Annotated in this window: 14 protein-coding genes; 10 read left to right on the top strand and 4 right to left on the bottom strand. The window is 38.5% G+C overall.

Annotated features, from left to right (window positions below; translation table 11 throughout):
• The first annotated feature begins 1 nt into the window (after position 1).
• Entirely contained in the window at positions 2 to 379 is a 378-nt protein-coding gene (locus Q8S11_RS02560; protein ID WP_305660515.1) for a phage holin family protein, read from the top strand.
• Positions 360 to 821: a hypothetical protein gene (locus tag Q8S11_RS02555; RefSeq protein ID WP_305660514.1), complete on the top strand. Its 462-nt coding sequence runs from the start codon at positions 360 to 362 to the stop codon at positions 819 to 821. The genes Q8S11_RS02560 and Q8S11_RS02555 overlap by 20 nt, the downstream gene beginning before the upstream one ends.
• A 32-nt stretch (positions 822 to 853) precedes the next feature.
• Here the strand turns inward: Q8S11_RS02555 and Q8S11_RS02550 are convergent, their stop codons facing one another.
• Positions 854 to 1,783 carry a GDP-L-fucose synthase gene (locus Q8S11_RS02550; protein ID WP_305660513.1) on the bottom strand — a complete coding sequence of 310 codons (930 nt, stop codon included), beginning with the start codon at positions 1,781 to 1,783 and terminating at the stop codon, positions 854 to 856.
• Between the two features lie 53 nt (positions 1,784 to 1,836).
• Between Q8S11_RS02550 and trmB the strand changes: the two genes are divergently transcribed.
• From trmB to Q8S11_RS02515, 7 genes are read left to right on the top strand one after another with little or no spacing between them, the layout of a single operon-like run.
• Positions 1,837 to 2,487, top strand: a complete 651-nt coding sequence (gene trmB, locus Q8S11_RS02545; protein ID WP_305660512.1) for a tRNA (guanosine(46)-N7)-methyltransferase TrmB — start codon at positions 1,837 to 1,839, stop codon at positions 2,485 to 2,487.
• On the top strand, positions 2,488 to 2,823 hold the full coding sequence (locus Q8S11_RS02540) for an MGMT family protein (RefSeq protein ID WP_305660511.1): 336 nt from the start codon (positions 2,488 to 2,490) through the stop codon (positions 2,821 to 2,823).
• 46 nt (positions 2,824 to 2,869) lie between these two features.
• On the top strand, positions 2,870 to 3,031 hold the full coding sequence (locus Q8S11_RS02535; protein ID WP_305660510.1) for a hypothetical protein: 162 nt from the start codon (positions 2,870 to 2,872) through the stop codon (positions 3,029 to 3,031).
• Positions 3,032 to 3,069: 38 nt separating this feature from the next.
• Positions 3,070 to 3,639, top strand: coding sequence for a DNA-3-methyladenine glycosylase I (locus Q8S11_RS02530; RefSeq protein WP_305660509.1), 570 nt, complete (start codon positions 3,070 to 3,072; stop codon positions 3,637 to 3,639).
• A gap of 35 nt (positions 3,640 to 3,674) precedes the next feature.
• Entirely contained in the window at positions 3,675 to 6,488 is a 2,814-nt protein-coding gene (polA, locus tag Q8S11_RS02525; protein WP_305660508.1) for a DNA polymerase I, read from the top strand.
• Between the two features lie 52 nt (positions 6,489 to 6,540).
• Complete coding sequence (locus tag Q8S11_RS02520; RefSeq protein WP_371135120.1) at positions 6,541 to 8,028, top strand: glycogen synthase; 1,488 nt, start codon at positions 6,541 to 6,543, stop codon at positions 8,026 to 8,028.
• A 1-nt stretch (position 8,029) separates the two neighbouring features.
• Positions 8,030 to 9,295 carry a glucose-1-phosphate adenylyltransferase gene (locus tag Q8S11_RS02515; RefSeq protein WP_305660507.1) on the top strand — a complete coding sequence of 422 codons (1,266 nt, stop codon included), beginning with the start codon at positions 8,030 to 8,032 and terminating at the stop codon, positions 9,293 to 9,295.
• Between the two features lie 21 nt (positions 9,296 to 9,316).
• On the opposite strand, the gene Q8S11_RS02510 is transcribed toward Q8S11_RS02515, so the two are convergent.
• From Q8S11_RS02510 to Q8S11_RS02500, 3 genes are all read right to left on the bottom strand, one after another.
• On the bottom strand, positions 9,317 to 9,622 hold the full coding sequence (locus Q8S11_RS02510) for a YbaB/EbfC family nucleoid-associated protein (RefSeq protein WP_305660506.1): 306 nt from the start codon (positions 9,620 to 9,622) through the stop codon (positions 9,317 to 9,319).
• A 9-nt stretch (positions 9,623 to 9,631) separates the two neighbouring features.
• Complete coding sequence (locus tag Q8S11_RS02505) at positions 9,632 to 10,030, bottom strand: response regulator (RefSeq protein WP_305660505.1); 399 nt, start codon at positions 10,028 to 10,030, stop codon at positions 9,632 to 9,634.
• Between the two features lie 87 nt (positions 10,031 to 10,117).
• Complete coding sequence (locus tag Q8S11_RS02500; RefSeq protein WP_305660504.1) at positions 10,118 to 11,335, bottom strand: serine hydrolase; 1,218 nt, start codon at positions 11,333 to 11,335, stop codon at positions 10,118 to 10,120.
• Between the two features lie 187 nt (positions 11,336 to 11,522).
• Here Q8S11_RS02500 and fumC point away from each other — a divergent pair, with 187 nt between their 5' ends.
• The gene (gene fumC, locus Q8S11_RS02495; protein ID WP_305660503.1) at positions 11,523 to 12,920 is read left to right on the top strand and encodes a class II fumarate hydratase; all 1,398 of its coding nucleotides are present in this window, start codon (positions 11,523 to 11,525) and stop codon (positions 12,918 to 12,920) included.
• The last annotated feature ends 11 nt before the right edge of the window (positions 12,921 to 12,931 follow it).

Genomic DNA, 12,931 nt, shown 5'->3' with positions numbered 1-12,931 from the left:
CATGGAAGAACAGGAGGTTGATCCACAAAATATCATTGAGAAAATAAAAGAATATATCCATGTTAGAACAGAATTATCTGTTCTAAGTGCCGTGGATAAGGGATCACAATTGTTTGCCAATTTGCTTACTGACGGTCTGGTTCTGGTATTTACAATTCTCGCTGGCTTATTTGGGAGCTTTGCCCTTGGATTTTATTTATCCGAAGTTTTAAATAATACTTATGGCGGTTTTTTAATCGTAGCAGGAATTTATTTAATCGGAGCTGTGCTGTTAAATTCTATCAAAGACAGATTTTTGGAGAAACGGATCATTAATTTAATGATTAAAAAATTTTTCAAGGTAAGAAACGTAGAACAACATGAGAACAAAGATTCATAATAGTGATGATCTGCGGATGGAAATTCTTCGCTTAAGGGTTGTACGTTCTGCGATAGAGGCTGAATTGAAAGTCGAAACGAACAAATTCACCAGTAAGTTTCGGGTACCACTAATGCTTTTGGGCAAAGTGAACAATTGGGTTAGCCCGATATTTAGATCAGGCAGAAATGAGCCGGGCAGCATCAATCAGGATTGGGTTACCAGTATATTTAAGGTTGGATTACCAGTGGTGATGAATAAATTTTTATTCCCTAGATCAGGCTTCCTCTTAAAATCTGTAGTTGAATTGCTTTCCCAAAATACTGCAAAAACAGTAAATAAAGATGTTGTGACTGATTTGATAAATAAAGTTTCAGATTGGATAAAATCAACCAAACGAAAAAAAAAACAGGACCAGGCGATCAGTGATTATGGTATTCCGCCGGATAGTGAAACCTATTAAAAAAACCTCCCAACTCATATTGGGAAGTTTTTTTATGCATAATTCTTCAGGAAATCATTGTATACGATACGGATACCCTGTTTCAGATCAACCTGATGCTTCCAACCCATGCTCTGAAGCTTTGAAACATCTAGAAGCTTTCGGGGAGTACCATCAGGCTGGGAAAGATCAAAGGCCAAATCACCTTCAAAACCAATTATTTTTTGAATCATTAAGGCCAGGTCTTTAATAGTGATATCCTCACCGGTCCCAACGTTAATCATTTCTGGTTTCTCATAATTTTGCATCAGATAATAACAGGCATTTGCCAGATCATCAGAAAATAGAAACTCGCGTCGTGGACAACCGGTTCCCAAAATAGTCACTTGAGCAGCAGAATTTAGTTTTGCCTCATGAAATTTTCGTATCAGAGCCGGCAGAACATGTGAATGTTGTGGGTGGTAATTATCATTCAAACCGTATAGATTGGTGGGCATCACAGAGATAAAGTTACATCCATACTGAGAACGATAGGCTTCACACATCTTAATGCCGGCAATTTTTGCAATGGCGTACGGCTCATTTGTAGTTTCAAGTAAACCAGTTAATAAATATTCTTCCCTGAGTGGCTGAGGGGCATGTTTGGGATAAATACAGCTTGAGCCCAGAAACAACAGCTTTTTTACCCCATTAAGATAGGAATGGTGGATTACATTATTCTGAATAGAAAGATTCTCAAATAAGAAATCGGCCCTGAATTTACTATTTGCAATTATTCCCCCTACCTTGGCTGCCGCAAGAAATACATATTCCGGCTTTTCCTGAACAAAAAAATCAGTAACTGCCAACTGATCTCTTAAATCCAGTTCAGAAGAAGTGCGCAGCAAAAGATTTGTATAACCTTCATTTTCAAGTTTTCTGTAAATAGCAGAACCTACCATCCCACGATGCCCCGCAATATATATTTTAGCTGCTTTTTCCATAATTATAGAGTATGCAAAGATAAAACTATTTTTACTGGCATTTTAAATTAGTAATGGGTAAGGATAAACTTCGTCGCTTTGCAGAAATCACAGCTTTTGAAAATGTCATAGAGCTTGAAGATGGAAAAGTATTAAAAGGCCAATGGGCTGAACATCATTTTAAAAATAATAATCCTCTGATTCTAGAACTGGGATGTGGCAAAGGTGAGTACACTGTGAACCTTGCCCGTCTTTATCCGGAAATCAATTTTATAGGAATTGATTATAAAGGAAACCGCATCTGGAGGGGTGCAAAAACCGCTATCGAAGAAGATATTTCAAATGTGGCCTTCCTCAGGATTCAGATCGAAAACCTGTTAGACTATTTCTCTGAAAATGAAGTCGCTGAGATCTGGATCACTTTCCCTGATCCCCAGCCCCAGATAAGCCGGGAGAAAAAACGACTAACGTCCGGACGCTTCCTGGATATGTACAGAATTGTTCTTCAAAAAGGCGGTCCTGTTCATTTGAAAACAGATAGTGACCTTTTATATATCTTTACAGTTTCGAAAATAAAAGAACTAGGTATGAATACACTTATCAATACTGACGACCTTTACAAATCTCCCTTTGCTGATCACATACTTTCAATCAAAACCTATTATGAGAAAAAGTATCTTGCCAATGATAAGAATATAAATTACCTGAAGTTTAGTTTTGAGTAAATGGACAAGCTTAGTTTCTATGATCAGGTATATCAGGTAGTAAGACTCATACCTAAAGGAAGGGTAAGTTCGTACGGTGCCATAGCCTCCTATCTTGGAACAAAGGGTTCATCAAGAATGGTTGGTTATGCAATGAATGCTGCTCATACTACCTTTCCTCCTGTACCTGCCCAGCGGGTAGTCAACAGAAATGGTTTACTTACCGGTAAATTCCATTTCGGATCAGCAGACCTGATGCAACAATTACTTGAAAATGAAGGTATTAAAGTAGAGAATGATAAGGTTATTGATTTCAAGAATATATTCTGGGATCCTTCGATTGAGCTTGAACTCTAAAATTCGACTAAGCTTACAAAATATAATTTCATTAAAATATGGGAAAATGATCGATGAATTCAACAGCTACCGTACCAGGATGAATGAACGGATTATGATCGCAAATCTTGCTGGAGTTTCTATTGTTGTTCCCCAAACCGAAGAGCCCTGGAATATTGGGGAGAACTTAACAGCAATTAATCATGAACTAAGTTCGTATTTTATTTAAATTAAGTGCCTTCTGATTATATTTAAATAATTTAAAAATTGAACCAAGATCAAAATATTATCCGGTGTGCCTGGTGTGGTACTGACCCCCTTTATGTCAAGTATCATGATGAAGAATGGGGCAAACCTGTTTATGATGATCAGAAATTGTTTGAATTTTTAATTCTTGAGAGTGCACAGGCAGGTCTAAGCTGGATCACTATCCTGCGGAAGCGCGAAAATTACCGCAAAGCTTTTGCAAATTTTGATGTCCTGCAAGTTGCCGCTTTCAGCCAGGAGGATGTCGAACGCTTATTGCTGGATGATGGAATCATTCGAAACCGCTTGAAAGTTAATGCAGCTATAAGCAATGCCAAACTCTTTCTGGGGATTCAGAAGGAATTCGGATCGTTTTCCAATTATTTTTGGGGATTTTTACCGGATAAAAAACCAATTATAAATAAACTAAGTAGCCACAAGGACCTGCAGCCCAGAACTGAGCTTTCAGACCTCATCAGTGCGGATATGAAAAAACGAGGCTTCAAATTTTTTGGTACAACCATTTGTTACGCTCATATGCAGGCAACCGGGATGGTGAATGATCATATTGAAGGCTGCATAGCCAGATAATTTTAGAGGGATTATTCCCGAAAATCAATAATAAAATGAAAAAACTATTTCTCTTAGATGCATTTGCCCTGATATACAGAGCCCATTTCGCATTGAGTAAAAATCCTAGGTTTACATCTGGTGGTATGAATACATCGGCCATTATGGGATTCACTAATACTTTATTGGAAGTTCTTAAGAAAGAAAATCCGAGTCATATGGCTGTGGTTTTTGATACCGATGCACCTACTGAAAGACATACTGATTTTACGGCTTATAAAGCTCATCGTCAGGCTATGCCAGAGGATCTTTCGACAGCAATTCCATATATAATCCGCCTGATCGAAGGATTTAATATCCCGGTTATTTTTTCTGATGGATACGAGGCCGACGACTTGATAGGCACTCTAGCCAAAAAAGCAGAACTCGAAGGATTTACGGTTTACTGCATGACTCCTGATAAAGATTTTGGGCAACTTGTTTCCGAAAATATCTTCATTTACAAACCTGCCAGAATGGGAAATGGAATGGAAATTTTGGGAGTAAAAGAAATCCTTGAAAAATGGGAAATTGACCATGTTGATCAGGTAATTGATATTTTGGGATTATGGGGCGATGCGGTGGATAATATCCCTGGCATTCCCGGAATCGGCGAAAAAACCGCAAAACAACTGATCAAACAATATGGTTCAATCGAAAATATTATCAGCAATAGTCATGAACTGAAGGGAAAACTTCGCGAAAATGTTGAAAATTTCGCTGAACAGGGTCTGATCTCAAAAAAACTGGCAACCATCATGCTGAATGCTCCTGTAGATCTCGATGTAGATGCTTTGCACGTTGATGAGCCGAACCGGGATGTACTTGAACCCCTTTTCGCAGAACTGGAATTTCGTACACTCGGCAAAAGGGTTTTTGGCGATGAATTCAGTATTACTGATGTAAAATCCAACCCAGCTTACGGACAAATGGATCTGTTTGGAAATAATGATGGGCAGGAACCTCTCAATTCAAGTGAAGGGGCAGAAACTAGCGCTTCACAAATGCCACTGAGTTTCAAAAACATTAATAATACCAACCATAATTATCAATTGGTGAATGATACAGAAAAACGAAAAAATCTCATTCATTTACTTAATGACCACAGCTTCTTCTGTTTTGATACCGAAACTACCGGACTAGATGCCAACAATTGCGAACTTGTTGGTCTTTCTTTCAGTGTGAAACAAGGTGAAGCCTGGTATGTGCCACTTCCGGCAGACCAGAATGAATGCAGAATTATTGTTAATGAGTTTAAACCCATTTTGGAGAACCCGCTTATTTCTAAGATCGGGCAAAATATTAAATATGATATTCTTGTTCTTAAATGGTATGATATCCATATACAGGGTAAACTCTTCGACACTATGATTGCACATTATCTGATTGACCCTGATTCGCGTCATAATATGGATATGCTGGCTGAAAATTACCTGAATTATAGTCCTGTGAGCATTAGTTCACTGATTGGGGTTAAAGGTAAGAATCAGGGTAACATGAGGGATGCAGACCTGGAAAAAGTGAAAGAATATGCAGCAGAAGATGCTGATATCACGCTTCAGTTAAAGACAGTATTCGAACCAATTCTGAAATCTGTCAATGCCTTGAATCTCGCAGAAGATATTGAACATCCCCTGATCTATGTTCTTGCCGATATTGAACATGAGGGAGTAAAAATTGATCAGGAAGCCCTGCTGGAATTTTCCAAAACTCTCGAAATTGATATCAGGGCTTTCGAGAAAACAATATATGAAAAGGCAGGTGTCAAATTTAATATAGCCTCACCAAAACAACTAGGAGAAGTACTTTTTGATAAACTTCAGCTTGATCCTCAGGCAAAGAAAACCAAGACCGGACAATATCAGACCGGGGAGGATGTTCTTCTTAGACTCGCTAATAAGAGTGATATTGTAGCTGACATTCTTGATTTCAGACAGCTGCAGAAGCTGAAATCTACCTATGTAGACGCTTTGCCTCAAATGATCAATCCCAAAACAGGTCGTATACATACTTCTTATAATCAGGCAGTTGCATCAACGGGTCGTTTGAGTTCAAACAATCCCAATCTTCAGAATATTCCCATCCGTACAGAGCGCGGCAGGGAGGTCAGAAAGGCATTTATTCCGAGAGATAATGAACATGTTTTGTTATCAGCAGATTATTCCCAGATCGAACTGAGGATTATTGCCGAGATCAGTAAGGATGAGAACATGATGGAAGCTTTTGTTAAGGGACTGGATATTCATACTGCTACAGCTGCAAAAGTGTATGGAATTGCGCTTGAAGAAGTAAATTCAACCCAAAGAAGGAACGCAAAAGCTGTAAATTTTGGTATTATCTATGGACAGTCAGCTTTCGGACTCTCACAAAATCTGGGTATTCCCAGAAAAGAAGCGGCAGAAATTATTGAAAATTATTTCAATACTTACCCCAATATTAAGAAGTATATGAATGATACCATGAACTTTGCACGTGAAAATGGGTACGTGGAAACTATTATGGGCAGAAGACGTTACCTGAGGGATATTAATTCGGCCAATCAGACCGTTCGGGGCTTTGCAGAGCGAAATGCGATCAATGCACCAATACAGGGATCGGCGGCAGACATGATCAAGATTGCTATGATCAGGATTCATCAGGATATAAAAGATCACAAGCTTGGTTCCAAAATGACAATGCAGGTTCATGATGAATTGGTATTTGATGTACTGATCAATGAAACCGGGATTATGAAAGAGATCATTACAGAACGAATGAAAAATGCAATTAAAATGGAGGTGCCAATTCTGGTTGAGGTTGGCGAGGGCCGGAACTGGCTTGAAGCCCATTAGTAAAATTACAGAGACACTGAATTTGAATAATGGCTGGATTATGTAATATTATTTGAATAAGTATATAATATTCAGTTTTGTAGTTTACATTTCTTATTTTCCGTTTTCAATTTCGTTCATGAATGTCATGCACCTCAGCGCAGAATGTTACCCGGTTGCCAAAGTTGGCGGACTAGGAGATGTGGTTGGTGCGCTACCAAAATACCTTTGTGAATCCGGATTAAATGCCTCAGTGGTATTGCCCTATTACGACCGGAAATTCGTTCATGAAAACACTTTTGATCTTATATTCAAGTCAGCTGGAATAATGGGATCTAAAACTTTTGAATACAATATCCTCAAAGAAAGGAACAAAATTCTGGGTTTTGATTTGTACCTGATTCATATCCCAGGGCTTCTAGATCGCCCGGAAATATATTGCTACCCTGATGAAATTGAGCAATTTATTAGTTTTCAACTCTCATTTCTGGATTGGATCAGCAAATCTGATCAAAAGCCTGATATTATACATTGCCATGATCACCATACCGGACTAATTCCTTTTTTGGTTTCTCATTCCATTTCCTATAGAAATCTGGCCTCTATTCCAACCATCTGTACAATACATAACGGACACTATCAGGGATGGTTTGGTTGGGATAAAATCTCTTACCTGCCCGCTTTCAACCTGGGTAAAGCCGGACTTCTGGACTGGGGAAACTGTATTAATTCCCTGGCAGCTTCAGTAAAATGCTGCTGGAAATATACTACAGTTTCACCAAGCTACCTGAAGGAACTATCAATCAATTCGAACGGACTTGAGAAGCTTTTTCAGATGGAAGAAGCTAAGGGAACAGGTATAATTAACGGAATAGATACGCAGGTTTGGAATCCGGAGACTGATTCAATGATCTTCAAAACCTATTCGATTGACAGTGTAAATGCCGGAAAGAGAGAAAATAAAAAACTGCTCTGCAAAGAGTTTGGACTGAGCAGCACAAAACCATTGATTGTCTTTATCGGAAGGCTGGTCGGTGAAAAAGGAGCAGATCTGCTTCCGGAAGTTATACAATCCTGTCTGGATAACTATAAAGGACAACTAAATTTTCTTATTTTAGGTTCAGGAGATCCAAAAACTGAAATGGAGTTAAAAAATCTCTCTTTAAAATATAAAAAACACTACGGGGTTTATATCGGATATGATGAAATGCTTTCACATCGAATCTATGCTGGTGCTGATTTTCTAATCATGCCATCAAGGGTAGAGCCCTGCGGTTTAAACCAGTTATATGCGATGCGATATGGCACCATACCTGTTGTTCATAAAACGGGAGGTCTGAAAGATACGGTGATCGATTTAAAGGAGCCAGGAGGTTACGGACTCAGTTTTGATGGGCTGAGTATACAAAGCATAAAAACTGTTATCGGAAGAGCTTGTGAGGTTTATGAAGATCCTGAACGTATAACCACAATAAGAAAAAAACTGATGTCACTTGATTTTTCCTGGGACAAATCAGCAAAAGAATATATTAACCTGTATAAAAGTTTGAGCAATGATTGAAATGAATTCTAAAGTATTATCTGTTATTCTGGGTGGTGGACAAGGCTCCCGTTTGTATCCCCTCACAGATACCCGTTCCAAACCAGCAGTACCAATCGCAGGTAAATACCGCCTGGTAGATATTCCAATCTCAAATTGCCTGAATTCGGGAATTGAGCGAATTTTTGTTGTAACTCAGTTTAATTCTGCTTCCTTAAATAAGCATATCAAAAACACGTATCATTTTAGCTTCTTTAGTGAAGCGTTTGTAGATATCCTGGCTGCTGAGCAAACACCTGGAAACAGTACCTGGTTTCAGGGTACTGCTGATGCAGTCAGGCAGAGTCTGGGTCATTTGGTACAACACCAATGCGATTATATCCTGATTCTTTCAGGAGATCAGCTATATCAGATGGATTTTGGGGATATGGTAAGAAGTCACGAAGAGAGTGGAGCTGAGATTAGTATTGCTACTATCCCAGTAAATGCCCGGGATGCAAGTGATTTTGGTATCCTTAAGGCTGATGAAAATAACCTGATTACTTCCTTTATTGAAAAACCCAAAAAGGATCTATTACCTGAATGGAAGTCGGAAGTGGGTGATATCCTTAAATCAAAGGGTAAAGAATACCTGGCATCAATGGGTATTTACCTGTTCAACAAAAAATTGCTGTTAGAATTGCTGGAAAATAATACAAGAACTGATTTCGGGAAAGAAATCATCCCGCAATCCCTCGAAGATCATAAGGTAATTAGCTATAAGTTTGAGGGTTACTGGACGGATATAGGAAATATTCATTCCTTTTTTGAAGCCAATATTGGATTGACTGAAGATATCCCGGAGTTTAACCTTTTCGACAAAAAATCTATCTATACCAGGGCAAGATTGCTGCCGCCATCTAAAATATCCGGTACCACATTAGAAAAAACAATCATCTCTGAAGGTTGTATCATTAATGCGAGTAGAATAGAACGTTCTGTTATTGGAATCAGGACACGCATTGGAATAGGTACAACAATCGTAAACAGCTATGTAATGGGTGGAGACCGATATCAGACACTAAATGAGCTGAACGACGCGATAAAAAATAAACAACCTGTTATGGGTATTGGTGAAAGATGCTATATTAAAAATGCAATTATAGATAAAAACTGTTTCATTGGGAATGATGTACGAATTAATGGAGGCGATCATCTGGAAAACGGGGACTTTAAAACACATACCATCAAAGATGGTATAGTTGTCGTCAAAAAATTAGCGGTAATTCCAAATGGAACAGTAATCTAAAAAAAGGCTTTACAAATAGTATTACTTACCGAATAAATTTCCGAGGCCTCCCATCATGTCACGGGTAACTGCCTGCATTTCTGTTTGGTTAACGTTATCTGCCTGTGCTAAGGCCTTGTTTACTGCTGCTGCAAGTAATTCTTCTAATTCTTCAAGGTCTACTGATTGCATAAACCCAGGATCAATTGAAATTGCTGTTATATGCTTATTGGCAGTAGAAGTAATTCTTATTTTACCCCCTTCAACTTCAGCCGTAACAGAAATCAAATCTAATCGCTTCTTTATTTCTTCAGCCATTTGCTGAGCCTGTACTAATTTATCAAACATAAATTAAATTTAATAATCATCTCTTGTTGAGCGGATTATATCCGGTGAAAGAGGCTTGGAAATAAAACCTTTAACTCCCTCAAATAGTTTTGAGCGTAGCACATCTTTTTCATCTACCGAAGAAGAAACAATAAAAACCCGGATGTTTTTTTTGAGCTCTTTATTAAGTTTTTCAAAAACCTCAAGAAAATCCCAGCCATCCATAACAGGCATATTCAGGTCAAGAAGAATGACGTCAGGGAGCATTTCCTCATTTTTTGTGTTCTCCTCTAAGAAAGTAAGTGCCTTTTGAGCCTCGGTATAACTAAAATATTCATCAAACAGATTATGCTTCGATATCATGATCTGAGCTATGCGCTGATGTATCGGGTCATCATCAATAATAAAGACTCTGTTCTTTAAATCCATTGCGGCAAGTTAACTATATTTACAGGCAAAAAAAATGATCTTCTAAATTCCTTGATTAAAAGAAATTTCTTCAAAGCTCTTTGCCATTTAATCTTCCTCATCAGAAACTGAACTTTGTCCGTTTCCTGAATAGGCACTTCTTCTCACAATGGGCATACCCGCAACCTTATAAAGTTCATCCAATTTAAGCAGACTTCCGTTTGTTAGATTAGTTAATAAGATGATGGTTATATCTTTATTCACCTGCCTCAAATATATATTCCTGAAACCATGCCACCAGCCGGTATGATAAACCACCTTATTTTTACCCTTTTCAAAAGTACGCCAGCCATAACCATAATTAAAATGCCCCCTCTGCATCAAATTATGAGGTGCATAAACAGAATCCATCGTCTCCGGTTTTAATAATTTACCTTTTCTCATAGCCCTGTCAAATAAGTAGAGATCATGGATAGTGCTGTATACTCCTTTATCACCAACAGGCCCGTCAAGAAAATTTTGGGCCACCGACCTGCGCCATGTTCGGTCATGACCAACCACATCCACAGGTATTTTTTCAAATTCAGCCTTAGAGTATACAGCAGTATTCTTCATTCCAAGTGGTTTAAAAATATTCTCAGCCATAAATTGAGAAAATTTTTGGCCGCTTACCTTTTCAATGATCGCTGCCAAAACCATGTAATTGGAATTATTGTAATGAAACCTTTTGTTTGGCTTGGAATATGGATTTGGCCTGTGTTCTGCAATTAACTTCATTACATCCTGGTTTGTAATACCCGGACGCTCATCTTTCTTTTGTGCTTTCCAAAGATCATCTACAAAATAAACATAATTCATCATACCCGACTTATGGGTTAAAAGTAACTCAACTGTAATGCTATCGTATGGAAAATCAGGGTAAAACTCCCTGACATTCTGGTTTAGCCTCAACTTACCATCTTCAACAAGCATCATAATTGCAGTGGAAGTAAATGGTTTGGAAACCGAGGCAAGCTCAAAAACTGAATTAATCTTCAAACTATCGCGATGAAGATGATCTGCCCAGCCAATAGCTCTTTCATAAATAATCTTTCCATTCTTAGCTACCAAAACATTGCCGTTAAATCCGGATTTCCGGTGAAGGTTCATAATAATTTCATCTATACGTTCATCTGCTTTAGTGGGGTCATAATAGAGCAAAACACTATCCGGAACTTCTTTATTAGGAATTTCACTCTTCCTTTTTTTTGAAGAATCTGAGCTACAGGCCTGTACTAAAATTAGAAAGGCAAACAATACTAAGCTATTACGGAGAAGATTGATCATGAATCGTATTTGGTATAGATTAAATGCTGAAAATTATAAAATATTATAAAAAGGCTAATATAAGAGTTATAAACAACGGGTTAAAAATTGTTCAGATTGTTACAATTATGATCGTAAAATCTAAATTTTTGCCCCAGAATCAGGGTAAAAAAATCTAAATTTGCAGCATAACAAAAAACCTGTTTCAATGACTTACAGATTAGAACACGATACAATGGGCGAAGTTAAAGTGCCCGCTGATAAATACTGGGGTGCGCAAACCGAACGTTCAAGGAATAATTTTAAGATCGGGCCCGAAGCCTCAATGCCAAAGGAAATAATTGATGCTTTTGCCTATCTGAAAAAAGCAGCTGCTTATACGAATACCGACAGTGGTATTTTACCCATTGAGAAACGCGATCTGATCGCAAAGGTTTGCGATGAAATATTGGAAGGTAAACTCTCTTCAGAATTCCCCCTGGTAATCTGGCAGACAGGCTCCGGTACCCAGTCGAATATGAATGTGAATGAGGTTATTGCTAACCGGGCCCACGTTCTTCAGGGAAACAAACTCGGTGAAGGGAAAACCTTTGTACACCCAAATGACGATGTGAATAAATCACAGTCTTCAAATGATACCTATCCAACGGCTATGCATATTGCAGCCTATAAAATGGTAATCGAAACCACCATTCCCGGCATCGAAAAACTTCGTGATGCACTCCACCTTAAAGCAGAAAAATTTAAAGAGGTAGTTAAGATCGGCCGTACTCACCTGATGGATGCTACACCTTTAACTTTGGGACAAGAGTTTTCGGGTTATGTTTCTCAACTAAATCACGGACTAAAAGCCCTGAGAAATACTTTAGATCACCTGTCAGAATTAGCACTTGGTGGAACTGCCGTTGGTACAGGCATTAATACCCCAAAAGGGTATGATGTTAGCGTTGCAGCTTACATTGCTCAATTTACGGGCTTGCCATTTATCACAGCAGAGAATAAATTTGAAGCTTTGGCAGCACATGATGCAATAGTCGAAACTCATGGGGCATTAAAGCAAATTGCTGTGTCACTTATGAAAATTGCAAACGATATCCGGATGCTGGCTTCAGGACCACGCTCAGGAATTGGAGAGATTCATATTCCTGATAATGAGCCCGGCTCTTCCATCATGCCCGGAAAAGTAAACCCAACTCAAAATGAAGCAGTAACTATGGTTGCAGCACAGGTTATGGGTAATGATGTAACAATCAGTATCGGTGGTTCAAATGGCCATTATGAGCTGAATGTATTCAAGCCGGTAATGGCTTCTAATTTCCTTCAGTCAGCACGCTTAATTGGTGATGCCTGCGTATCTTTCACCAATAATTGTGTGGCCGGAATTGAGCCGAATTATGAAGGTATCAAGAAACATCTTGAAAACTCCCTGATGCTTGTTACAGCACTTAATCCCCATATTGGTTATGAAAATGCTGCTAAGATTGCTAAAACAGCACTCAAGGAGAATAAGTCGCTACGCGAGGCTGCGATTGGCCTTGGTTTATTGACTAACGAGCAATTTGACCAGTGGGTCCGCCCGGAAGATATGATTGGTGGATTAAAATAATGTATATACCT

The sequence above is a fragment of the Daejeonella sp. genome, assembly GCF_030695525.1.
Lineage (GTDB): Bacteria > Bacteroidota > Bacteroidia > Sphingobacteriales > Sphingobacteriaceae > Daejeonella.
This window is presented reverse-complemented; position numbering and strand designations above follow the sequence as displayed.